A 24,641-nucleotide genomic window follows, 5' to 3' on the forward strand; every position below is an offset into this window, starting at 1 on the left:
AGTTTTATTTTTATTAAAAGAAGGTCATTGGGATTTTTTCTGTTAATATCTATAATTTCTTTTAAAATACATTGTATATTTTCTTTTTGAGTTTTAGAATAATTATTTGAAAATATAAATTTCCCTTCTATAAATGGTATCAAAATATCATTTTGACATTTATCATATAATGAAAATCCTAACATTTCACCATTAAAAACTATTGCATGATGCATAGATTTTGTTTTACCTGATAATGAATGAAGTTGTTTTGAGTTTACAAGATAAATATCCCCATCAGAAAAAATTATATTATTTTGGTTTGCATATAGTTCCATTTTCCCATATTCAAAATATAAAAGTTCAAACTCATTATGCCAATGATGAGAAACATAATAATTACCATTAATATCTTTATGAGAATATATATGAAAAGGGAAATCTGGAGTTCCATGATTTCTTTTTTCTATCAAACTATTTTGTTTCATAAATACCTCCTAAAATTAAATCGTAATTTTGTGTTATAAAATATTAATACTATGCAAGAAAAACATTTCTACAATAATTATAATTTAACTTGTAAAATAAATAAAGAGGAGGTATAGAAATGACAGAGAAATGGTGGCATAAGAGTGTTGTATATCAAATATATCCAAGAAGTTTTTATGATAGCAACGGTGATGGAATAGGCGATATACAAGGGATTTTACAACATATTGACTACATAAAAAAACTTGGTGTTGATGTAATATGGCTGTGTCCTGTATATGATTCTCCAAATGATGATAACGGCTATGATATAAGAGATTATGAGGCTGTAATGTCTGAGTTTGGTACTATGGCAGATTTAGAAAATCTCATAAGAGAATGTGAAAAAAGAGATATAAAAATCATAATGGATTTAGTCGTAAATCATACATCAGATGAACATTTTTGGTTTAAAGAAGCAAAAAAATCAAAAGACAATCCATATCATGATTTTTATATTTGGACTGACTCACCAAATGAATTAAAATCAAATTTTGGAGGTTCTGCTTGGGAGTATGTTGAAGAATTAGACCAGTATTATTTACATTTTTATAGCAAGAAACAGCCGGATTTAAACTGGAAAAACGAAAATATGCGAAAAGAAATATATAAAATGATAAATTTCTGGCTGGATAAAGGTATAAGTGGTTTTAGAATGGACGTAATAGACCTTATAGGTAAAGAACCAGAAAAACTTATAAAAGAAAATGGTCCTAAACTCCACTATTACATAAATGAAATGCACAATAATACTTATGGTAAAAAAGACTTACTTACAGTAGGAGAAACTTGGGGAGCCACCATTGATAATGCAGGTCTTTTCTGTAATCCTGAAAGAAACGAACTTAGTATGATATTTCAATTTGAACAAATACAGCTTGATAAAGAAAAAGGGAAACATAGATGGGATATTAAAAAACTTGATTTAGTAGAGCTTAAAGAGGTTTTAAGTAAATGGCAGTATGCCATGGAGGATAAAGGTTGGAATAGTCTTTTTTGGAATAATCATGACCTTCCAAGAATTGTATCAAGATGGGGTAATGATAGAGAATACAGAAAAGAATGTGCCAAAATGTTTGGAACACTTCTTCATGGTATGAAAGGAACACCTTATATATATCAGGGTGAAGAAATAGGAATGACAAATTTTTATTCTGACAATATAGAAGATTATCCTGATATAGAAACACAAAATGTGTATAAAGAGCGTATTGAACAAGGCTTTAACAAAAAAGATATAATGCACTCAATTCATATAAAAGCCAGAGATAATGCTAGAACTCCAATGCAGTGGAATGATAGTGAAAATGGAGGATTTACAACTGGTAAACCTTGGATGAAAGTTAATGAAAATTATAAATATATTAATGTAGATGAAAATCTCAACGATGAAAATTCTATATTTTATCATTATCAGAAACTTATAAATTTAAGAAAAAACAATAAAGTTATACAGTATGGAAAATACATTCTTTTAGATGAAAATAATCCTTCTGTTTATGCATATAAAAGAGTTTTGGATGATAAATCTATTGTTGTAATTTGTAATTTTTATGAAAATCCTATTACATTTGAACTTGATGGAATAGAAAAACTTAATGTAGTTTTAAATTCATATAAAGATACAAATATAGAAACAGGAAAAATACATTTAAGAAGTTATGAAGCTGTTATTTTAGAGAATTAATATGGTAGGGGGATAATAGTTATGAGTCAAAATAAATATGAAAACTCAGCAAGAGAAATACTTGAAGCTATTGGTGGAAATGGTAATGTTGTAAGTGCTGCTCATTGTGCCACAAGACTTAGACTTGTTTTAAATGATGAAAAAAATGTTGATTTAGAAAAACTTTCAAACATAGATGTTGTAAAAGGAAATTTTTCAAATGCTGGACAGTTTCAGATAATAATAGGTAGTGGAACAGTAAATGAAGTGTACAAAGAATTTATAAAAATAGCGGAAATTCAGGAGTCCACAAAAGCTGAAGTTAAAAAACAAGCCGACAATAAAATGAACCCTATACAAAAAATAGTAAAAATGCTTTCAGACGTTTTTGTACCTATAATACCAGCCCTTGTAGCTGCCGGTCTTCTTATGGGTATAAACAATGTATTTACAGCAACAGGACTTTTTTATGAAGGTCAATCACTTATAGATGTACATACAGGTTTAAAAGACCTTGCTGCAATGATAAATACATTTGCCAGTGCAGCCTATGCTTTTCTTCCTATCCTCATAGGATTTTCAGCAACAAAAATGTTTGGTGGAAACCCTTATCTTGGTGCAGTAATAGGTATGATAATGGTAAGTGGAGACCTTCTCAATGCTTATGGATATGGTGATGCTGTTTTAAATAACAGTGTACCTGTTTGGAATATAATGGGATTTCAGATTGAAAAAGTAGGTTATCAGGGAACAGTCCTTCCTGTATTGGCTTCAAGTTTTATAATAGCATGGGTTGAGAAAAAACTTCACAAAATTATACCAGAATTTTTAGATAATCTTTTAACACCTCTTCTTTCAGTATTTATAACAGCATTACTTACATTTATATTTGTTGGTGGAATAATGCGCGAAGCAGGAGATATTATAACAAACTGTATTTTATGGCTTTATAATTCAGCTGGAGCAATAGGTGGTGCGATATTTGGTTTCTTCTATGCTCCTCTTACTATGACAGGAATGCATCACAGTCTTTTACCAATAGATATACAGCTTATTGCGTCAGGTGGTTCATTCCTTCTTGCAGCAGCATCTTGTAGTAATGTGGCTCAAGGTGCAGCAACAATAGCTTCAATGTTTATGACAAAGGATAAAAAAATGAAAAGTATATCAGCATCTTCAGGAGTATCAGCTTTACTCGGTATAACAGAGCCGGCAATGTTTGGTGTTAATTTAAAAATGAAATATCCTTTTTATGGAGCAATGGTTGGTTCAGCCTTTGGATGTGCATATGTAACATTTACAAATGTTTTAAATATTTCACCTGGAGCAGCTGGAATAATAGGTTTTGTAAGTGTTCAAAGTGGAAGTATGCTTAACTTTATTATTGGTGTAGTAATATCTTTTGTAGTTAGTTTTGTATCAACATTTATATTATCAAAAAAATTTAATAATTAAAAAAGTAGGCAGAATAATTATTATTCTGCCTTTATTTTTATAGTGATTTTAAGTTTCTTTTCATAGCTTCAATAAACATTCCTGCTGGCTTTGTAAATATTTGATATTTTTTCCATATTAAATTCATTTTAGGTGTAATTTTAATAGATAGAGGTCGAAGACATAAATTGCTATCGCCTGTCACGTTTACTATATTATCAAAACATATTGCGTATCCAATTCCTTCACTAACCATAAGTGAACCATTATACAATAAATTATATGTAGCAACTATATTAAGTTCATTTATATCATATCCAAAAATTTCTTTTAAATTAGAATCGTGTAAAATTTGTCTTGAAACTATAAGAGGTTTATCAATCAAATCTTCAGTGTTAACTATTTCTTTATTAGCTAGAATATCATCTTTTCTCATCATTACACAAAATTGGTCAACAGAAGGCAACATTAAACTATCATATTTTGAAAAATCAATATCACCAAAGACCAAAGCAAAATCAATTAATCCTCTGTCAAGCTCCTCCAAAACAGAAGTTTTATCACCACTTATAATATGAAAATGTAATAAAGGATATTTATTTCTCAATTCTTTAGCAACTTTAGCAATTTGTTTTACACCTACGGTTTCTCCAGCACCAATATAAATATCTCCCGATAATGTTTTATCCGATGATGATATTTCTATTTGAGTTTTTTTTACAAGTTCTGTAATCTCCTCAGCACGTTTACGAAGTATCATTCCTTCTTCTGTAAGAGTTATTTTCCTATTACTACGAATAAAAAGCTGTTTACCCAATTCACATTCTAATTCTTTTAATTGTCTTGATAGAGTAGGTTGAGAAAGATGTAATGAATTTGCCGCAGCCGATATACTTCCTTCTTTTGTTACTGCTAAAAAGTATTGTAATACACGAAACTCCATATTTATTACCTCCATTCTGTAAATATAGTATATAGTATCAGTTTTATATATAGCTATAAAGCATATATAACTATTATATATAAGTATTTGTTATTAAAAATTTTAAATGATAAAATAAATGTAAATTAATATAATTAAAGGGAGATGATAGTTTGATTAGAGAGATGATTACTGTTATTGGATGTTGTATTACAACTCTTGTATCAGCAACAGGTTGTAATGATGATTTTAAAATTACAAATAAATCAATAGAAATTAAAGAGACATATAACGACAAGGAGGAAAATGCAGTGAACACTATTAAAGTTATAGTTGGTGATAAAACTTTTAATGCTACATTATATGATAATGAAACAACAAAAGAATTTATAGATATGTTGCCAATTACTATAAATATGGAAGAATTAAATAACAATGAAAAATACTATTATCTCGAAAATAGTATTAAAACAAATTCTTATTGTCCTAAAAATATTGAAGCGGGAGATATTATGTTATATGGTTCAAACTGTTTAGTTATTTTTTATGAAAGCTTTTCTACATCTTACAGTTATACACCAATAGGCAAAATAGATAACCCATCTGAATTATCTGAAGCTCTAGGAGCAGGTGATGTAGAAGTTATATTTGAAAAATAATAATTTGAGGAGATTTTTTATGAATATTTTAGTTTTAAATGGAAGTCCAAGAAAACATGGAAATACATATAGTATGATTAATGCTTTTATAGAGGGAGCTAAAAGTAATAATCATAATATTAAAGTAATATCTGTTTGTGATAAAAAAATAGGTGGCTGTTTAGCATGTGAATATTGCCATACAAAAGGTAATGGTCGTTGTGTACAAAAAGACGATATGGAAGAAGTTTATAATATTCTTGATGAGGCTGAAATGATAGTTTTAGCTTCACCTATATATTATCATGGTTTCACAGGTCAACTTCAATGTGCAATTAATAGAATATATGCTATTGATAAACCTAAGAAATTAAAAAAAGCTGCTCTTTTTCTTTCATCTGGTGATGATGATGTATATGAAGGTGCTATATATGAGTATAAAAAATCATTTTTGGAATATTTGAATTTAAAGAACATGGGAATATTTACAGCCTATGGTGAACAGAACAAATCAGAGGAAAAACTTAATGAATTAATAGAGTTTGGAAAATCTCTTAAAGATGATAGAGAAATTACAGAGGAAAAAATAGATTTAGAGTATTTTTTAGATTATTTAAACAGTGGAAAAGAGGTTGTTGCAGGTTCAAAAATGCATTTATTTATGTGTGATATTTCTCAAGAAGCACTTAAACTTACAACAGAACTTAATGGAAGTTATCATACACCAAATGAAATACGTAATATATTTAAAAAATTAACAGGAAGAGAAATTGATGAAAGTTTTTTAGTATTCCCACCTTTTTATACAGACTGTGGAAAAAATCTTAAAATAGGTAAAAATGTTTTCTTTAACAGTGGTTGTAAAATGCAAGACCAGGGAGGTATTACAATCGGTGATGGTACATTGATAGGACATAATGTTGTTTTATCAACATTAAATCATGATTTTGACCCTAACAAGCGTGGAAATTTACACCCTAAGCCTATTAACATAGGAAAAAATGTATGGATAGGTTCAAATGCAACTATATTACAGGGAGTTACTATTGGAGATGGAGCGGTTGTTGCTGCTGGAGCAGTAGTGTCTAAAGACGTTCCTAAAAATACAGTTGTTGGAGGAGTTCCTGCTAAATTTATAAAAAATGTATAAATCTATATACAATAAAGTACATTAAGTGATAAAATAAATAAAAAGATTTATTTTTTTAAAGGAGGCTGATATATATGGAAAATGAAAAATTAAAAGCTGAAGAATTGAGAGATAAACTTTTAAACGATACTTATGCTGGAGCATTTTCTGGAAATCCTTCTATGATTTTAGATGAAAATAGAATTAAAAATGCTTCCTATGAAGAATTATTAAAAATCGAAAAAGAACATGGTTTTTAATTATTTTTATAACCATTAATATATTTATTATTATAGTATCATAAATAATTTATACAGTTTAAAAAATTTAAAATATAAATATAAAAAACTCCTTTTACTTATAAAAGTATTAAGGAGTTTTTTACTTAAAATTTTAATAAAATTTTTAATACCAATAATAAAGACAATTTATATCTAAAATCATTTATGTTTTTTTGTAAAATATATTATGAAAATAATGGTTTTTTATGTTTTCGATTGTAAAAATAAGTAAAATTTTTATATAAAATATACAAAACATATAGGTTTTATGTAAAATGTTTTTCTTTGCGAAATTTGTCGTATATATGGTATACTATTAAAAAATAAAGAAAGGAGGACTCTGTTTTGAGAAATGCCACAAGAGTATGGATTAACGGAGCAAGTGGTCAGGTTGGAAAAGCGATACTTGAGGCTTTAGACTGTACAGAATATGAAGTTTTGGAGTCTGATACTGATGTTGATGTAACCGACCTTACAGCAGTAACAAGTTTTTGTGATATAAACTATCCCGATGTAATTATACACTGTGCAGCAAGCTCAAATGCTGAATCCTGCAACAATGATATTGAAACTACCTATAAGGTTAATACGCTGGGAGCTAGAAATGCAGCTATTGCAGCCCGCCGTATAAATGCCAAAATTATTTATTTATCTACTGATGATGTTTTTGATGGCTCAGCTGGTCATCCACTTAATGAATTTGATTTTCCAAATCCTAACTCAGTTTATGGAAAGAGTAAACTTGCGGGTGAACAATTTGTCCGTGAACTTTGTCCAAAACATCTCATAGTACGTTCATCATGGATTTATGGAAATTCAGAAAATAATTTCGCATACAGAGTTTTAAAGACAGCTAAAGAAGGTAAAGTTGTAAAAGCAGCTGTAAATGAGCTTAGTTCTCCAACAAGTGCAAAGGCTCTTGCAGATTTTATAATAAAACTCATAGATACAACAGAGTATGGTATATATCATGCTTCCTGTGAAGGTATATGTTCAAGATTTGAGTTTGCAAAAGCTGTTCTTGAAGGTGCTAGAATTAAAGGAGAAGTTCAGTCTTTTGTTTCTGAGAAACCAGCAAATACTATGCTTGACAATCTTATGATGCGAATGACAGGAATTTATACTATGCCTAATTGGAGAGATGCCCTTGATGAGTTTTTTGCAGATAAGGGGGTTTCATTATGAGTAACGAAAAAAAGAAACCTTTAGGTCTTACAACACGTATATTTATAGCTCTTTTATTAGGTTGTATAGCAGGTCTTGCGATACATTATGCTTTGCCGGAAGGAAACTATATAAGAGATACATTCCTTATGAATGGTCTTTTTAATGTTGTTGGTCAGGGATTTTTAAGACTTATGCAGATGCTTGTTGTTCCACTTGTACTTTGTTCAATTGTATGTGGAGCTGCTGCAATAGGTGATACTAAAACTCTTGGAAAAGTTGGAGTTAAGACAATAGGATTTTATATTGTGACAACAGCTTTTGCTATAACAGTTGCTCTTATTGTTGCAAAAATAATAAATCCAGGTATAGGTCTTAATCTGGAGTCTGTTCTTGTTCAAGAAACAACAGGTACAACAACAAAAACAAGTCTTGCAACAACACTTCTTGACATTATACCTACAAATCCTTTTTCTGCTCTTGCAAATGGAAATATGCTTCAGATAATTCTTTTTGCCCTTATTGTAGGTATTATACTTGCAAAACTTGGAGAGCGTACTGTAAGAATGTTAAACCTTTTCCAACAGGGAAATGACATAATGATGGAAATGACAATGATGGTTATGAAAGTTGCTCCTATTGGTGTTTTCTGTCTTATAGCAAAAACATTTATACAGATTGGTCTTGAAGGATTTAAGCCTATGGCACTTTATATGATTTCTGTACTTATAGCACTTTTTATACAGTGCTTTGGAGTATATTCAGCTATGCTTAAGTTATTTACAGGACTTAATCCATATAAATTTATAAAAAAATTTATACCTGTAATGGGATTTGCTTTCTCAACAGCAACTTCAAATGCAACAATTCCTCTTTCTATTGATACATTACACAAAAAAATGGGTGTTGCAAGAAGAATTTCATCATTTACAATACCTCTTGGAGCTACAATAAATATGGACGGTACTGCTATAATGCAGGGTGTTGCTGTTATATTTATAGCTCAAATATATGACATTCCGCTTACAATGACACAGCTTGCAACTGTTGTACTTACAGCAACTCTTGCATCAATAGGTACAGCAGGAGTTCCAGGAGTTGGTCTTGTAACTCTTACAATGGTTTTAAACTCAGTTGGTCTTCCAATAGAGGGTATAGGTTATATTATGGGTATTGACCGTATACTTGATATGTCTCGTACAGCTGTAAACATCACAGGTGACGCTATATGTACAACAATAGTTGCTTGTCAGGATAATGCTTGCGATAAAGATGTATTTAATGATAAAAAAGCTAATGTAAAGAGTGCTATATAAATTAAAAATATTTTTAATCCCTGTCGAATGGAGTTTCTTCAGGGATTTTTAAATGGTTTAACTTTTAAATCAAAAAAATTTATACTTTAATTAAATTTCCTTTGTAAATAGTATTAAATCATAGTATAATTTTGTACCGTAAATAGTAGTTTTTATTACAGATTAGGAGAAAAAACATATGATAAGAACAGGATTTGATAACGATAAATATTTAAAAATGCAGTCACAATGTATTAAAGAGAGAATAGGTGAGTTTGGTGGAAAACTTTACCTTGAATTTGGTGGAAAACTTTTTGATGATTACCATGCTTCAAGAGTTCTTCCAGGATTTAAACCTGACAGTAAAATAAATATGCTTGTACAACTTAAAGAAGATGCAGAAATAATAATTGTAATAAGTGCTGGAGACATTGAAAAAAATAAAGTAAGAGGCGACCTTGGAATAACATATGATATGGACGTTTTAAGACTTATAGATGCTTTTAGAGGCTATGGTCTTTATGTAGGAAGTGTTGTTTTAACACAGTTTGACGGTCAGGAAAGTGCAATAGCTTATCAGAAAAAACTTGAAGCTCTTGGACTTCGTGTTTACAGACATTACACAATAGCAGGATATCCAGGAAATGTGCCATTAATAGTAAGTGAAGAAGGCTATGGAAAAAATGATTATATAGAGACAGAGCGTTCTCTTATAGTTGTAACTGCACCTGGTCCAGGAAGTGGAAAAATGGCAACTTGTCTTTCACAGCTTTACCATGAAAATAAAAGAGGTGTAAAAGCTGGGTATGCAAAATTCGAAACATTCCCAATATGGAACCTTCCTTTACAGCACCCTGTAAACCTTGCTTATGAGGCAGCAACAGCAGACCTTAATGATATGAATATGATTGACCCATTCCATCTTGAGGCTTATGGCAAAACAACAGTAAACTATAATCGTGATGTTGAAGTTTTCCCTGTTCTCAATGCAATGTTTGAAATGATTTATGGGGAGTCTCCTTATAAATCACCAACAGACATGGGTGTTAATATGGCAGGTAACTGTATAGTAGATGACGAAGCTACAAAAGAAGCTTCAAGAAATGAAATTATAAGAAGATATTATAAAGCTCTCTGTGAAAAGAGAAAAGGAAACGCTGATGAAGATGCTATTTATAGACTTGAACTTCTTATGAAACAGGCTGGAACAGGTATTGTAGATAGACCAGTTGTTGCAGAAGCAAATCGTCTTGCAGAGGAAACAGGAAATCCAGCTGCTGTAATAGAACTTCCAGACGGAACTCTTGTTACAGGAAAGACAAGCGACCTTCTTGGTGCGTCTTCAGCAATGTTATTAAATGCACTTAAAAAACTTGCTAATATTCCAGATGAAATTAAACTTATATCTCCAACAGTAATAGAACCTATTCAACATTTAAAAGTTTCACATTTAGGAAACCACAATCCAAGACTTCATACAGATGAAATTCTTCTTGCTCTCTGTATAAGTGCTGCAACCGACCCTAATGCAGAACTTGCAATGCAGCAGCTTGAAAAACTTAAATGCTGTGAAGTACATTCATCAGTAATACTTTCATCAGTTGATGAAAATGTTTTCGGGAAACTTGGAGTAAATCTTACTTGTGAACCTCGTTACGAAACAAAGAAACTTTTCCATCGTTAAAATATTTTTAAAAAACCGAGTAAATTTTTTATACTCGGTTTTTATTTATATTAAAGTTAGGTGATTTTTATGGGAATAAGAAGTACAGCTAAAGCTATAATAATACATGATAAAAAAATACTTTTAAATAAATGTTATGATGAATACAATGGATATTATTACTCTTTACCCGGTGGGGGACAGAATAAATTTGAAACTTTAGAAAATGCAGTTGTAAGAGAATGTCTTGAAGAAACAGGATACAAAGTTAAAATTTTAAGGTTTTGTGCTCTTTTTGAGGAGATTTGTACAAATCCTAAGTTTACTGAAAAATATGCTGATTATGTACATAAAATGTATCATATATTTTTATGTGACATTGAAAGTTTTGATAGAAAAGAACTTTCTGAAACTGATATAATGCAAACAGGTTGTGAGTGGATAGATTTAAAATCTATTGACAGTATTAAAATAATGCCTACTGTTATAAAAGAAAATATGTATGATATCATATATAATAAAAAAACACTTTTTTTAGGTTCTGAAAATATAATGTATGGTCATGGATAATAAAAAAAGAGACACAATAAAATGTGTCTCTTTTTTTATTAATCAGCTTTTTTTATATTTTTGTCCGAATAATCTATAACCATTTTTTTGCAGTCTTTGCATATATATCCGGAAAAAATAAAATCATTGAACGCGTTATCCTCGAAAACAATATCATCACCATTTAAGGCTGTTTCTGATTTGCGTTTTTTTGTCATCCAAGCAACGCGTTTCATTCCGTGTAAAAAACCTTGTTCCATTTCGCTGTTACAGTATGGGCATTTCATAGTTTTTACCTCCTTAAAGCTGAAAATGTATTATTGTTAGTTATATTTTATAATATAAAGTATGTTTAAACAATACTTTAAATACATTTTGATTATATAAATTAGTTATAATATTATATGAATTTGAATAAAATTTAAAGAAAATTTAATGTTTTTTTACTTATAATATGTTATACTCATGGTGTAACAGATAATAATGTTTTTTATTTTTAAAGGAGGAATTATGGAAAAAGCAATAGGTTCAAAAGTAAACCTCAAAAGCCTGGAAGATATACTCGCAATAGAGTTTATGGATTGCATTTCAGATATATATAATTCAGAAAAAATACAGAAACTTGACAACTATGAACAGCACTGTCACACAAGCAGATTACAGCATAGTATCAATGTTGCTTATTACAGTTTTATAGTTTGCAAATTTTTAGGTTGGGACTATCGTTCAGCAGCAAGAGCCGGAATAATGCACGATATGTTCTACTATGATTGGAGAGTAAAAAATCCAACAAGAAAATGCAACCATGCAGCATGGCACCCTCGTGTTGCTTACGATAATGCAAGAAAGATTACAGAACTTAATGATATTGAAAAAGATGCTATATTAAAGCATATGTGGCCATGTACACTTGTTCCTCCTAAATACAAGGAATCTTATGTTGTTACTATGGCAGATAAAATTTGTGCAGTGTTTGAAGCAGTTGGAAACAAATTCGAGCGTCTTCTGGGCTGGGTTTAATTTTTGGCATAATGTGTCGGTTTATACTAAACCGGCACTTTTTGTTTGATATTTAAAATTTAATATTGACATATACTTTGTTTTAAAATATAATGCTATAAGGGAATGGAGTTCTCCCTTGATATATTTTAATATATATCAGAACTGCCGGAATAGTGGGCTGATGACTTCTGTGAATTTTCACAGGGTTATCAGCTTTTTTATTGCCAAAAAATAAATAGGAGGGATTATATTGCTATTAAGTTTTTCACTTATGTTTATACTGGGAATTGCCATAGGAGGTATTTTTGCCAGATTTAAACTTCCACCAATATTAGGAATGTTAATATCAGGAATAATATTGGGACCATCAGCTTTAAATTTTATTTCACCAAAAGTTCTTGATATTTCTTCAGAGCTTCGTCAAATCGCACTTATAATAATACTTACAAGAGCAGGTCTTGCCCTTGATATTGATGACCTTAAGAAAGTTGGTAGACCAGCAATACTTATGTGTTTTGTTCCAGCACTTTTTGAGATAGCAGGTTTTGTTTTAATTGCACCTAAAATACTTGGAATAAGTGTTATAGAGGCGGCTATTATGGGAAGTGTTGTGGCTGCCGTATCTCCAGCAGTAATAGTTCCAAGAATGTTAAGACTTATGGAAGAGGGTATAGGAACAAAAAAAGGTATACCACAACTCATAATGGCTGGAGCTTCTGTTGATGATGTTTTTGTAATAGTTTTATTCACATCATTTACATCAATAGCACAGGGTGGAACTTTTTCTTTAATGTCTTTATTAAATGTTCCTATATCTGTAATAATGGGTATAATAGTAGGTATAATTTTTGGAATTATACTCGAAAAAATATTTAAAACAGTTCATATAAGAGATACTGTAAAAGTTTTGATAATATTGAGCATATCATTTATATGTACAGATTGTCAGAGTGTTGTTGAAAAATATATTCCTTTCTCAGGACTTTTAGCTGTTATGTCTTTAAACGCTACAATATACTTTAAAAATAAAGTTTTGGCAAAGAGACTTTCAGATAAATTCAATAGACTTTGGGTATATGGCGAGATACTTCTTTTTGTACTTGTTGGAGCAGCTGTTGATGTTAAATATGCCATATCAGCGGGAGTTGTATTTATAGTAATTATATTACTTGCTCTTATATTTAGAATTTGTGGAGTGTTTATAAGTATTATAGGTACACCTTTTAATAAAAAAGAAAAAATATTCTGTATGATTGCATATATGCCAAAAGCCACAGTTCAAGCAGCAATAGGCTCTGTTCCTCTTTCAATGGGGCTTGCCTGTGGAAATATTGTTCTTACAGCAGCGGTAATGGCTATACTTGTAACAGCACCTTTAGGGGCAATACTTATTGATAAAAATTATAAAAAATTACTATCATAAAAATAAACCTTCCATAATAAAAATATGGAAGGTTTTAAAAAATTTCTTTAAATATTTACAGATGTTTTTTCTTCTTTTATATGTCTTTCAAGTTTAGCCATTTCAGGAACCATAAAACAAGCTACAATCAATGCTGATGAAATATCAGCGACTGGTGCTGAGTAAAGTATTCCTCTAAGTCCAAAGAATAAAGGAAGTATTATTATAAGAGGAATGAGTAAAAGAAGCTGGCGAAGCATTGAAAGTATTGATGCTTTTAAAGGTTGGCCTGTTGCTTGAAAGTAGCTTGTAGATACAATTTGAAATCCGGCACAGAATATACCAAAAAGGAATATTCTTAAACATTTTACAGCAAAATCAGTAAATTCAGCATTTTCATTTCCAAATATACCTATTATAAATTCAGGAAATGTCTGACAAACAATCCAACCAGCCAATATAAGAATTGTTGCCATTATTACAGCATATATGTATGTTTTCTTTATACGTTTATACTGTAAAGCTCCTCTGTTATATCCTAAAATAGGCTGAGCACCTATACCTACACCAATTCCAAAAGCTCCCATAATCATTGATATCTTCATTACAATTCCCATAGCACTAAGGGCAACATCTCCACCTATTGGTGATTGATTACCATAATACACAAGAGAATTATTCATTACAACCTGCATTATGCAAGCCACAGATTGAGTTATTCCAGATGAAATACCTAAAGTAAGAAATGATATTATAAGTTTTCCTTTAAGTTTTAAATGACTTTTTTTGATTTGCATATGCTGTGGATTTTTTGATGATTTAAAGAAATATGCTGTAAGAACTATTGCAGATATAATCTGAGAAGTTATAGTTGCTATTGCAGCACCTTTAACACCCCAATTAAATATAAAAATATATATAGGGTCAAGTATTGTGTTAAGTCCTGCGCCTATCATCATTCCATACATTGAAAGTCTAGGGTGACCGTCAGTTCTTGCAAGATTTGAAAGAACTATACTTAAAAGATTAAAAGGAGTTCCCAAAAGTATTATAGCAGTATAATCTATTGCATAAGGCATTATATTTTCTGTTGCACCAAAAAGAGTAAGTATTGGTTTTAAAAATATAAGACCTAAAACCATAAGTACAATACCCGTAATTATTGAAAATAGAAATGCACTATTAAGAGTTTTTTCTGCTTCATCAAGTTTCTTTTCTCCAAGACGTATAGCGGCATAAGCACTACTTCCTGAACCTATAAGAGTTCCAAAAGCAAGTATTATTGTCATAATAGGAAAAGCAACTGTTGTTGCAGCGTTTCCTAAATATCCTACACCTTGACCAATGAAAATCTGGTCTACTATGTTATAAATAGAGTTTATAAGACATGATATTATAGCTGGTATAGAAAATGTAATTAAAAGTTTTCCTACCGGTTTATATCCCAAAGGATTTTGAATATTTTCCTTTTCTGATGCTATTGTCATTCTATTTGTCCTCCTTGTCTGTTATAAATTTATTTAAAAGTAAATTTGATGACTTAGCCATTTTTTCGAGACAGGATATAAAGTTTTCTTTCTCCTCATCAGTTAAAGATGAAAGTAAACCTTTTTTCCAAATATCTCTAAGTTCATAGGTGTGGTTTATAATATCTTCCGCTTTTTTTGTTGTATAAAGATGACGGACACGTTTATCATGTTCATCTGCTACAATGGATACATAGCCTATATCTACAAGTTTTTTGATTGCTTTTGTGACTGTTCCTTTATCATATTGACCTATCTTTGCCAAATCACACATAGTTATTCCTTCATTTTCATATATTCTTGAGAGAAAAAACTGTTGACCACTTCCAATAGGTTCATTTTCAAGAACAGCATCAAAATATCTTTTAGTATTGCGCTGTATCATTGATATATATTTTAAAAATATTATCTGCGGTTCTTTCAAAATCTTCCTCCTTTCCTTTAGTTGCACACTCAACTATATATTAAATATTACTATAAAAATAGTTGCTTAGTCAACTATTTTTGTATTTTTATGGGAGATGATAAACTTTTTTGTTTGATGTATAATTAAATAATAGTATTTAATAAGAAAGGAAGTTTTATTATGATTAAAAGTGTATATTTTAGTGGAACTGGAAAAACAGAAGATTGTATTAAAAAAATATCAAAGCTTTTTGGAGAAAATATAAATTATATTGATATTACATCAAAGAGTCAGAGAGAAAATAATTTTGAGTTTAATAAAGATGATATTGTTGTAGTAGGTATGCCTGTATATGCAGGTCAAATTCCAGCTGTTGAAAGAATTACAGATTGTATAAAGGGAAATAATACACCATGTATTATTATTGCTTGTTATGGAAATCGTCATTATGATGACAGTCTTGCACAGATGAAAAATCTTTTAGAATATAGAGGTTTTAAAGTTGTAGGGGGGGCTGCTGTAATAATAGAGCATACTTTTGCAGAAAGTCTTGGAAAAAACAGACCTGATGAAAATGATATGGCAGAGATTAAAGTTTGGGCAAATAATGTAATTGAAAAAATTAAAAAGGGTGATATTTCATCTACTGATTTTCCAGGAAACCCTAATCCTGAACCTAAAAAATCAATACCTGTTCCAAAAACTATTAATTATGAAGAATGTATAAAATGTGGTACTTGTTATAAAGAGTGTCCTATCTCTGATATCAAATTTGATGATAAACCAGAGTTTAAAAATGAAAATTGTATAAACTGTATGAGATGTGTTTCAGTCTGTCCTAAAAAGTGTATATCATATGATTGTTCTCCTCTTACCAAAAGACTTATTGATAATTTCTCAGAACCAAGAAAATTAGAATTATTTGTATAAAAATAAAAGGCATGATAATAGTTTATGATGCCTTTTTATGGTAAAATAATATTATGTATTTCTTCTGTTTTTTCTATATTCACTAGGTGTACATTTCATATATCTTTTGAATATTTTTCCATAATAACATGAGTTTGAAAAACCGCATTTTTCAGATATTTCTGTTATTGATATGTTATCGTTATCAGTTAGCATAGGTAAGCTTTGTTGTATACGATAAAAAAGAAGATAATCAAAAAGAGTTATTTTCATATTTTTTTTAAAAAAACGGCAACATTCACTTTTACATAAATTTACATTGTTAGCTATATCATCAAGAGTAAGTGGTTCTGAATAATTGTGATGTATATATGTCAATATATCCTTAATACGATTTATATTATTCTCGTTTCTTTTACCTGTATCGGGAAGAGATGAAAAATATTTATAAATATTAAGCCAAAATTTTGAAAACTCAATATGTATAATAAGTTCATCAAATTCTTTTTTATTTAAAACTACTTCTTTATATAATGTATTTAAAAAATTTAATATATCTCGTTGCCAGTCAACATCATCTGTAAGCTTTAATGAAGATATTCTGTGATTACCTAATATAAAATTTACATATTTTGTTTGTATAAGGCTATTTTCAAAACCATATATAAATCTTGGGTGAAATGTTACAGAAAGATATGTACAGTCCTTATTTTCAACCATTTTTCCACTGTGCATTGTATTACTGTTTCCGAAAACGCCATCACCTTTTTTTAATATATAGCTTTTTTCATTTATATTGTATTCGATTTGACCATCTACAATATATGTAAGTTCTATTTCAGGGTGCCAGTGCCAAAGGAATGTTCCGCCTTCATAATGGGATAATATTTCTTCACTTATATTTACAGGAAAGGCATAATCACCATGAGTTTTAAGTTCTTTTTTTTCTTTATTTATATTTAATTGCAATAGAAACACCTCAATATAATTATAAAATATGCTATTATATTTGTATCTTTTATTAGTTATAAGCATTATAATTATATTAAATCAAAGGGAAATAATCAATGGGAAACATTGATAAATAAAAATATATAAAGGACGTGAAAAATATGGAGAAAAAACTTATTGAAAAATTTATCTCTCTTTATGGAGAAGGTGGAGAAATAAAATCTTATTTCTCACCAGGAAGAGTAAACTTAATAGGAGAACATACAGATTATAACGGTGGACACGTTTTTCCATGTGCTCTTACTCTTGGAACATATGGAGTTGCTAGAAAAAGAGAAGATAAAACACTTCGTTTTTACTCTATAAATTTTGAAAATGATGGAATGATTGAAACATCAATTGATGATATGAAACCTTTAAAAGATAATGGTTGGACAGCTTATCCAAAGGGTGTTATATGGGCTTTAAAGAAATATGAATATAAAATAGACACAGGAATGGACGTCCTTATATATGGTACTATACCAGACGGTTCAGGTCTTTCATCATCAGCTTCTCTTGAAGTTTTAACAGGTGTTATGTTAAAAGATATGTTTGACCTTAACATAACAATGGATAAAATAGCTTTAATGTGCCAGTATTCAGAAAATAATTATAATGGATGTAACTGTGGAATAATGGACCAGTTTGCTGTTGCAATGGGCAAAAAAGATTGTGCTGTATTCCTTGATACTTCAGACTTAAAATATGAATACTCAGAAGTTAAACTTGATGATGCAAAAATAGTTATAACAAACAGTAAAGTTAAACATAGTCTTGTAGACTCAGCTTATAATGACAGAAGAAATGAATGTGAAAAAGCATTAAAGAGCATACAGAAAATTGCTAAAATTAAAACTCTTGGAGATTTAAGTGAAAGTGATTTTGAAACATATAAATATATTATAGATGATGAAGTTTGCAGAAGACGTGCAAAACATGCTGTATATGAAAATCAGAGAACAATAAAAGCTGTTGAAACTCTTAAAAATAATGATATTATAGAGTTTGGAAAACTTATGAATGCTTCTCATGTATCATTAAGAGACGATTTTGAGGTTTCTTGTGATGAGATAGATATTCTTGTTGATACAGCTTGGTCAGTTCCAGGAGTCATAGGTTCACGTATTACAGGAGGCGGCTTTGGTGGCTGTACTGTAAGTATTGTTAAAAATGAAAATGTTGATGAATTTATAGAAAAAGTTGGAAAAGAATACAAAGAAAAAACAGGTATTACAGCAGAATTTTATATAGCTGAAATTGGTGACGGAGCAAGAGTTATCGGTTAATTGTTTTGGAGGTAGTAAAAATGTTTGATGTAGAAATTAAAAAACTTGTAGATTATGGTATTTCAACAGGACTTGTTCCAGAGTGTGAAAGAATATATACAACAAATCAGCTTTTAAGCCTTTTTAAAGAAGATAACTATGAAGAACCTGTTGGAGAATATCTTAACACTCAGTTAGAAGATGTTTTAAGAAATCTTCTTGATGAAGCTGTAAAAAGAGGTCTTATTGAAGATACAATAACAGACAGAGACCTTTTTGATACAAAAATAATGAACTGTCTTATGCCAAGACCATCACAGGTTCAAGATAAATTTTGGAGTCTTTATGAAAAATCTCCAGAAGAAGCAACAGACTATTTTTATAAATTAAGTCAGGACAGTGATTATATTCGTCGTTATCGTATTGTAAAAGATAAAAAATGGAAAGTTGACTCAGACTATGGAAAAATTGATATAACAATAAATCTTTCAAAACCTGAGAAAGACCCTAAAGCAATAGCAGCAGCAAAAAATGCAAAAGCTAGCAGCTATCCAAAATGTGCTCTCTGTATGGAAAATGAAGGTTATGCAGGTAGAGCAAATCATCCAGCAAGAGATAACCACAGAATTATACCTATAACAGTAAATAATAACAAATGGGGATTTCAGTATTCTCCTTACGTATATTACAATGAGCACTGTATAGTGTTTAATGGTGAGCATACACCTATGAAAATTGACCGTGCTGCTTTTATAAAACTTTTTGACTTTGTAAAACAGTTCCCACATTATTTCTTAGGTTCAAATGCAGACCTTCCAATAGTAGGAGGTTCAATATTAAGCCATGACCATTTCCAGGGTGGACATTATACATTTGCTATGGAGGAAGCTCCTATTGAAAAACCTATAACAATAAAAGGCTTTGAAGATGTTGAAGCTGGAATTGTAAAATGGCCATTATCTGTAATAAGAATAAGAAATAAAGATGAACAACGTCTTGTTGACCTTGCAGAGTATATTCTTAATAAATGGAGAGGTTATACTGATGAAGAAGCATTTATATTTGCTGAAATTAACGGAGAACCTCACAATACAATAACACCTATTGCAAGAAAGAAAAATGGTATTTTTGAACTTGACCTTACACTTAGAAATAATATAACAACAGAGGAACACCCTCTTGGAGTTTACCACCCACACAGTCAGTGGCACCACATCAAAAAAGAAAATATTGGACTTATTGAAGTAATGGGACTTGCTGTTTTACCTTCAAGACTTAAAGAAGAACTTGAGCTTATTGAAGAGTACATACTTGAAGGAAAAGATGTAAGAAGCTGTGAAAAGATTGAAAAACATGCTGATTGGGTAGAAGAATTTGTAAAAGAATATGATGACATAAATAAAGATAATGTTACAGATATAATCCAGAATGAAGTTGGAAAAGTATTTGTTCATGTTCTTGAAGATGCCGGAGTATATAAATGTACAGAAGAAGGCAGAGAAGCTTTCATGAGATTTATAAATTCATTATAATAAATATTATAAATATAACAGAGAAGGGAAGATGTAGCTATGAGTAAAATTTTAGTAACAGGCGGTGCCGGATATATTGGAAGTCATACTTGTGTTGAACTTTTAAATTCTGGATATGAAGTTGTAATAGTTGATAATCTTTACAATTCAAATAAAAAAGCTGTTGATAGAGTAGAAGAAATAACAGGCAAAAAAGTTACATTCTATGAAGCTGATATTAGAGATAAAGCTAAAATGAATGAAATATTTGACAAAGAGGATATTTATGCAGTAATTCACTTTGCAGGTTTAAAAGCAGTAGGTGAGTCTGTTGCAAAACCTCTTGAATATTATGAAAACAATATCAGTGGAACAATAATACTTTGTGATATTATGAGAAATCACGGAGTTAAAAATATAATTTTCAGTTCATCAGCAACAGTTTACGGAGACCCTGCATTTATTCCTATCACAGAAGAATGCCCTAAGGGAACATGTACAAACCCTTATGGCTGGAGCAAATGGATGCTTGAGCAGATACTCACAGACTTCCATACAGCAGACCCAGAATGGAATGTAGTTCTTCTTCGTTACTTTAACCCTATTGGAGCTCATAAGAGTGGACTTATAGGAGAAGACCCTAAGGGTATACCTAACAATCTTCTTCCATATATTGCACAGGTTGCAATAGGAAAACTTCAGTGCCTTGGAGTATTTGGAAATGATTATGATACTCATGATGGTACAGGAGTTCGTGACTATATCCATGTTGTTGACCTTGCTGATGGTCATGTTAAAGCCCTCAAAAAGATTGATGAAAAATGTGGCGTAAAAGTTTACAACCTTGGAACAGGTAACGGTTATAGTGTTCTTGATGTTCTTCATGCTTTTGAAAAAGCTTGTGGTCATGAAATTAAATATGAAATCAAGCCTAGAAGAGCTGGAGACATCTCAACTTGCTATGCTGATTCTAAAAAGGCTCATGATGAGCTTGGCTGGGAAGCTAAATATGGCATTGATGAAATGTGTGCAGATTCCTGGAATTGGCAGTCAAAAAATCCTAACGGTTATAATGAATAATTATAATAAATGATACCATATTTTTGTATCAGAAAAACTGATACATAATTTTTCTAATCAACTCTCTCTCAAAAAGTCCAGTGTTTTTTACACTGGACTTTTTATATTTATATATATTTTTATTTACTTGACAAAAATTAAAATTCAAATAATAATATACACATAAATTGTTTTTACAGGAGGTATAATAATGAAACAGTGTATGGACTCAGATAATCTCCACCGACGTCTTAAAAAAATTATAGGTCAAGTACAAGCCATAGATAGAATGGTTGATGAGGATGTACCTTGTGAAGATATACTTTCACAGATTAATGCTGCAAAATCTGCACTTCATAAAGTAGGTCAAGTAGTTCTTGAAGGACATATAAATCATTGTGTCAGAGATGGAATTGAGCATGGTGACCCTGAAAAAACTATTAAAAATTTTACAAAAGCTGTTGAAAGATTTGCAAATATGAAATAATAAAACCGATTTTTATGTCGGTTTTATTTTTTTTGCTATTGACAAACTAATACCCCTATAGGTATTATATACATATACCCCCATGGGTATAATTTTGTTTTGAGGAGGAAAGTAGAGTATGGATAAGTTAGAGGAGTTTTTGGAATTTGGAGGATTAAAAAAAGATATCATTTTTCTTATTTTATCAGCCATAGGACTTTTAAATAGTCTTTTTAATTTTATAGAACTTCCCTTTGATATGGCTTGGATAGCTATTATTTTATGTGGTATTCCTATTATACTTGAGGCTATAATAGGTCTTGTAACAGCTTTTGATATAAAGGCCGATGTTCTTGTTTCTATTGCTCTTATAGCTTCAGTTATAACAGGGGAAACATTTGCTGCTGGAGAAGTGGCTTTTATTATGCAAATTGGAGCACTTCTTGAAGATTTAACAGTTTCAAAGGCTAGAGAAGGTATTGAAAAACTCGTACATCTAACACCAACAACTGCAAGAATAATAAGAGATAACAAAGAGTCTATTATAAATGCAAAAGAAGTTTTAGTGGGAGATATTTTAAGAGTTTTACCTGGTGAGACAATACCTGTTGATGGAGTTATATTATCTGGAAGAACATCTGTAAATCAAGCAGTTATGACGGGAGAATCAATGCCTGTTGATAAAACTGTTGGAGATGAGGTATCAAGTGGTACTGTAAATCAGTTTGGTTCTTTTGATATGAAGGCGGTAAAAGTTGGAGAAGATAGTTCTATACAAAGAATGATAAAACTTGTTCAGTCTGCTGATGCAGGTAAAGCAAAAATAGTTGGGGTTGCTGATAAATGGGCAACATGGATTGTTGTTATAGCTTTAACATCCGCTCTTATAACTTGGATTATAACAGGAGAAATTATAAGAGCTGTAACAATACTCGTTGTATTTTGTCCTTGTGCTCTTGTGTTAGCTACACCAACAGCTATTATGGCAGCCATAGGAAATTCAACAAAACACAGTTTTCTTGTGAGAGAGGGGGACGCTCTTGAAAGACTTTCTATGATTAATAAAATTACATTTGATAAAACAGGAACACTTACATATGGTACTCCTAAAGTTGTAAAAACAGAAAGTTTTTTATCTTATTATAGTGATGAAGATATTTATAGATTTACTGCATCAGCTGAGTTACGTTCAGAACATCCTTTAGGAAAGGCTGTTGTTTCATCATATAAAACTTTTAAAACTGATGAAATTAAGGAATGTGAAAGTTTTGAAATGGTTCCAGGAAGGGGAGTTTTGGCAATAATTGAAGGACATGAAATTATTGCAGGAAATAAAGAACTTTTAAATGAAAAAAATATAAAACTAGAAAATATTAAAAATGATGAAAAATATATATCAGAAGGTTGTACTATAATATACACTGCTATTGATGGAGTTATTGCTGGTTTTATAGCCTTAGCTGATACTGTGAGAAATGATGTTGAAAAAACTATATCAAATATTAAAGAAATAGGAATAGAACCTGTTCTTTTAACAGGAGATAACAAAAATACAGCAAAAAATATAGCTGATAACGTTGGTATATTTGAATTTTATTCAGAGTGTTTACCAGAAGATAAATTAAATATTATAGAAAAGTATCAGATAGAAAAAAACAAAGTTTGTATGATTGGTGACGGCATAAATGACGCACCAGCATTAAAAAAAGCTTTTGTTGGAATTGCTATGGGTGGCATTGGAAGTGATATTGCTATGGATGCAGCAGATATTGTCCTTGTCAATGATGATATTAAAGAAATTCCACATATTTTAAAATTATCAAAAAAAATGATGACAACTATTAAATATAATCTTACTTTTTCAATGATATTAAATTTTGTTGCAATAATACTTGCAATTACAGGGATTTTAAATCCTGTTGTTGGAGCACTTGTTCATAATGCTGGCTCAGTTTTTGTTATTATAAATTCAGCTTTTTTACTTAAATGGAGGGATAAAAAATGATTGTAAATATATTAGCTTTTATTGTTGGAATTATAATTTTTTTAGGTGGTATTTATTATTTAATAAATGAAAAAGATGATAAAGAGTCAAAGAAAATTTATACAATAACAAGTGTTATTGGTGTTATAGTGTCATTTATTACAAGTTATAATTTATTTTTATAATAAATATATTAAACTTCCTATAATTTTATAGTAAAATATACTTTGAAACAATAATATTATATGGAGGATAATTTTATGAAAAAACTATTAGCTTTATTAATTGCTGTTATTATGTGTTTTGGTCTTTCATCATGTTCAAAAACAGAAAGTCCAGAAAAAGCTGCTGAAAATGTACTTATAGCTTTTCAAAAAGGTGATTTTGAAACTATTGAAAAATATATGACAGGTACTTTTTCAAGTGAAGGTGAAGAAAGTTCATCAGAAGATGAAGAAATGATTAAAAATATAACAAAAAATCTTACTTTTGAAATAAAAAGTTCAGAGGAAAAAGATGGAAAAGCTACTGTTAATGTTGATATAACAAATGTTGATATGTCTGTTGTTATGCAAAATGTATTTTCAACAATGTTTACAGAACTTCTCTCAAGTGCATTTAATGAAGATGGAACAGAAAAAACTCAAGAAGAAATAAATACAAGAACTATTGAAATTATGAATGAAGAGATTTCTAAAGCAGAAAAGAAAACAACAAATATAAATATTAATTTTACACTTAAAGATAATCAGTGGGTTATAGAAAATACCGAAGAATTTGGAGACGCTGTAACAGGTGGTATGATTACATATATGTCAGGTGTGGCAGAGTCATTTAACAGTTTATCTGAATAATAAAAAAAGCATTTCT

Annotated in this window: 25 protein-coding genes and 1 riboswitch; of the genes, 19 read left to right on the plus strand and 6 right to left on the minus strand. The window is 30.1% G+C overall.

Annotated elements, in window-relative coordinates; genetic code table 11:
- Positions 1-467: AraC family ligand binding domain-containing protein (locus B5E58_RS09840; RefSeq protein WP_206608574.1), on the minus strand; the 467-nt coding region annotated here is incomplete at its 3' end.
- 119 nt (positions 468-586) lie between these two features.
- Here B5E58_RS09840 and B5E58_RS09845 point away from each other — a divergent pair.
- Both B5E58_RS09845 and B5E58_RS09850 read left to right on the plus strand, forming a co-directional pair.
- The gene (locus tag B5E58_RS09845; RefSeq protein ID WP_088109497.1) at positions 587-2,194 is read left to right on the plus strand and encodes a glycoside hydrolase family 13 protein; all 1,608 of its coding nucleotides are present in this window, start codon (positions 587-589) and stop codon (positions 2,192-2,194) included.
- Between the two features lie 21 nt (positions 2,195-2,215).
- The gene (locus tag B5E58_RS09850) at positions 2,216-3,628 is read left to right on the plus strand and encodes a sucrose-specific PTS transporter subunit IIBC (protein ID WP_088109498.1); all 1,413 of its coding nucleotides are present in this window, start codon (positions 2,216-2,218) and stop codon (positions 3,626-3,628) included.
- A 37-nt stretch (positions 3,629-3,665) separates the two neighbouring features.
- On the opposite strand, the gene B5E58_RS09855 is transcribed toward B5E58_RS09850, so the two are convergent.
- Complete coding sequence (locus B5E58_RS09855) at positions 3,666-4,550, minus strand: LysR family transcriptional regulator (RefSeq protein WP_088109499.1); 885 nt, start codon at positions 4,548-4,550, stop codon at positions 3,666-3,668.
- Between the two features lie 152 nt (positions 4,551-4,702).
- Here B5E58_RS09855 and B5E58_RS09860 point away from each other — a divergent pair, with 152 nt between their 5' ends.
- The 7 genes from B5E58_RS09860 (at position 4,703) to B5E58_RS09885 (ending at position 11,269) form a co-directional block, all read left to right on the plus strand.
- Complete coding sequence (locus tag B5E58_RS09860) at positions 4,703-5,188, plus strand: cyclophilin-like fold protein (RefSeq protein WP_242956647.1); 486 nt, start codon at positions 4,703-4,705, stop codon at positions 5,186-5,188.
- Between the two features lie 19 nt (positions 5,189-5,207).
- Positions 5,208-6,317 (plus strand): NAD(P)H-dependent oxidoreductase, encoded by a 1,110-nt coding sequence (locus B5E58_RS14035; RefSeq protein WP_330395640.1) that lies wholly within the window; start codon positions 5,208-5,210, stop codon positions 6,315-6,317.
- 74 nt (positions 6,318-6,391) lie between these two features.
- Positions 6,392-6,556, plus strand: coding sequence for a hypothetical protein (locus B5E58_RS13655; protein WP_164493553.1), 165 nt, complete (start codon positions 6,392-6,394; stop codon positions 6,554-6,556).
- Between the two features lie 366 nt (positions 6,557-6,922).
- Entirely contained in the window at positions 6,923-7,762 is an 840-nt protein-coding gene (rfbD, locus tag B5E58_RS09870; RefSeq protein ID WP_088109500.1) for a dTDP-4-dehydrorhamnose reductase, read from the plus strand.
- Entirely contained in the window at positions 7,759-9,057 is a 1,299-nt protein-coding gene (locus B5E58_RS09875; RefSeq protein ID WP_088109501.1) for a dicarboxylate/amino acid:cation symporter, read from the plus strand. Before rfbD ends, B5E58_RS09875 begins: the two co-directional genes overlap by 4 nt.
- Positions 9,058-9,238: 181 nt before the next feature.
- Entirely contained in the window at positions 9,239-10,720 is a 1,482-nt protein-coding gene (locus B5E58_RS09880; RefSeq protein ID WP_443080069.1) for a DUF1846 domain-containing protein, read from the plus strand.
- Positions 10,721-10,789: 69 nt separating this feature from the next.
- Positions 10,790-11,269 (plus strand): NUDIX domain-containing protein, encoded by a 480-nt coding sequence (locus B5E58_RS09885; protein WP_088109503.1) that lies wholly within the window; start codon positions 10,790-10,792, stop codon positions 11,267-11,269.
- A gap of 38 nt (positions 11,270-11,307) precedes the next feature.
- Here B5E58_RS09885 and B5E58_RS09890 read toward each other — a convergent pair whose 3' ends face one another.
- The gene (locus B5E58_RS09890) at positions 11,308-11,535 is read right to left on the minus strand and encodes a PF20097 family protein (protein WP_088109504.1); all 228 of its coding nucleotides are present in this window, start codon (positions 11,533-11,535) and stop codon (positions 11,308-11,310) included.
- A 223-nt stretch (positions 11,536-11,758) separates the two neighbouring features.
- Here B5E58_RS09890 and B5E58_RS09895 point away from each other — a divergent pair, with 223 nt between their 5' ends.
- Together B5E58_RS09895 and B5E58_RS09900 are read left to right on the plus strand one after the other, a co-directional pair.
- Entirely contained in the window at positions 11,759-12,268 is a 510-nt protein-coding gene (locus B5E58_RS09895; RefSeq protein ID WP_088109505.1) for a hydrolase, read from the plus strand.
- 92 nt (positions 12,269-12,360) lie between these two features.
- Positions 12,361-12,448, plus strand: a riboswitch (Fluoride riboswitch).
- A 52-nt stretch (positions 12,449-12,500) separates the two neighbouring features.
- Complete coding sequence (locus B5E58_RS09900) at positions 12,501-13,673, plus strand: cation:proton antiporter (protein ID WP_088109506.1); 1,173 nt, start codon at positions 12,501-12,503, stop codon at positions 13,671-13,673.
- A gap of 47 nt (positions 13,674-13,720) precedes the next feature.
- Here the strand turns inward: B5E58_RS09900 and B5E58_RS09905 are convergent, their stop codons facing one another.
- Positions 13,721-15,139, minus strand: a complete 1,419-nt coding sequence (locus tag B5E58_RS09905; RefSeq protein WP_088109507.1) for an MATE family efflux transporter — start codon at positions 15,137-15,139, stop codon at positions 13,721-13,723.
- Between the two features lies 1 nt (position 15,140).
- Positions 15,141-15,602: a MarR family winged helix-turn-helix transcriptional regulator gene (locus B5E58_RS09910; protein WP_242956648.1), complete on the minus strand. Its 462-nt coding sequence runs from the start codon at positions 15,600-15,602 to the stop codon at positions 15,141-15,143.
- A 162-nt stretch (positions 15,603-15,764) separates the two neighbouring features.
- On the opposite strand from B5E58_RS09910, the gene B5E58_RS09915 reads away from it, so the two are divergent.
- Positions 15,765-16,514 (plus strand): EFR1 family ferrodoxin, encoded by a 750-nt coding sequence (locus B5E58_RS09915; RefSeq protein WP_088109508.1) that lies wholly within the window; start codon positions 15,765-15,767, stop codon positions 16,512-16,514.
- Positions 16,515-16,565: 51 nt separating this feature from the next.
- Here the strand turns inward: B5E58_RS09915 and B5E58_RS09920 are convergent, their stop codons facing one another.
- Complete coding sequence (locus tag B5E58_RS09920; RefSeq protein ID WP_242956649.1) at positions 16,566-17,471, minus strand: helix-turn-helix domain-containing protein; 906 nt, start codon at positions 17,469-17,471, stop codon at positions 16,566-16,568.
- Positions 17,472-17,605: 134 nt separating this feature from the next.
- Between B5E58_RS09920 and B5E58_RS09925 the strand changes: the two genes are divergently transcribed.
- The 7 genes from B5E58_RS09925 to B5E58_RS09950 all read left to right on the plus strand — a co-directional run bounded on the left by B5E58_RS09925 (position 17,606) and on the right by B5E58_RS09950 (position 24,625).
- Complete coding sequence (locus B5E58_RS09925) at positions 17,606-18,772, plus strand: galactokinase (RefSeq protein ID WP_088109510.1); 1,167 nt, start codon at positions 17,606-17,608, stop codon at positions 18,770-18,772.
- A gap of 20 nt (positions 18,773-18,792) precedes the next feature.
- Positions 18,793-20,283 (plus strand): UDP-glucose--hexose-1-phosphate uridylyltransferase, encoded by a 1,491-nt coding sequence (gene galT, locus B5E58_RS09930; protein WP_088109511.1) that lies wholly within the window; start codon positions 18,793-18,795, stop codon positions 20,281-20,283.
- 39 nt (positions 20,284-20,322) lie between these two features.
- The gene (galE, locus tag B5E58_RS09935; RefSeq protein ID WP_088109512.1) at positions 20,323-21,342 is read left to right on the plus strand and encodes a UDP-glucose 4-epimerase GalE; all 1,020 of its coding nucleotides are present in this window, start codon (positions 20,323-20,325) and stop codon (positions 21,340-21,342) included.
- Between the two features lie 190 nt (positions 21,343-21,532).
- Complete coding sequence (locus tag B5E58_RS09940; RefSeq protein ID WP_088109513.1) at positions 21,533-21,808, plus strand: metal-sensing transcriptional repressor; 276 nt, start codon at positions 21,533-21,535, stop codon at positions 21,806-21,808.
- Positions 21,809-21,926: 118 nt separating this feature from the next.
- The gene (locus B5E58_RS09945) at positions 21,927-23,792 is read left to right on the plus strand and encodes a heavy metal translocating P-type ATPase (RefSeq protein ID WP_088109514.1); all 1,866 of its coding nucleotides are present in this window, start codon (positions 21,927-21,929) and stop codon (positions 23,790-23,792) included.
- Entirely contained in the window at positions 23,789-23,956 is a 168-nt protein-coding gene (locus B5E58_RS13660) for a hypothetical protein (RefSeq protein ID WP_164493554.1), read from the plus strand. Before B5E58_RS09945 ends, B5E58_RS13660 begins: the two co-directional genes overlap by 4 nt.
- Positions 23,957-24,031: 75 nt before the next feature.
- On the plus strand, positions 24,032-24,625 hold the full coding sequence (locus B5E58_RS09950; RefSeq protein WP_158097728.1) for a DUF4878 domain-containing protein: 594 nt from the start codon (positions 24,032-24,034) through the stop codon (positions 24,623-24,625).
- Positions 24,626-24,641: the final 16 nt, after the last annotated feature.

Source organism: Tyzzerella sp. An114, assembly GCF_002161055.1.
GTDB classification, from domain to species: domain Bacteria; phylum Bacillota; class Clostridia; order Lachnospirales; family Anaerotignaceae; genus Fimicola; species Fimicola cottocaccae.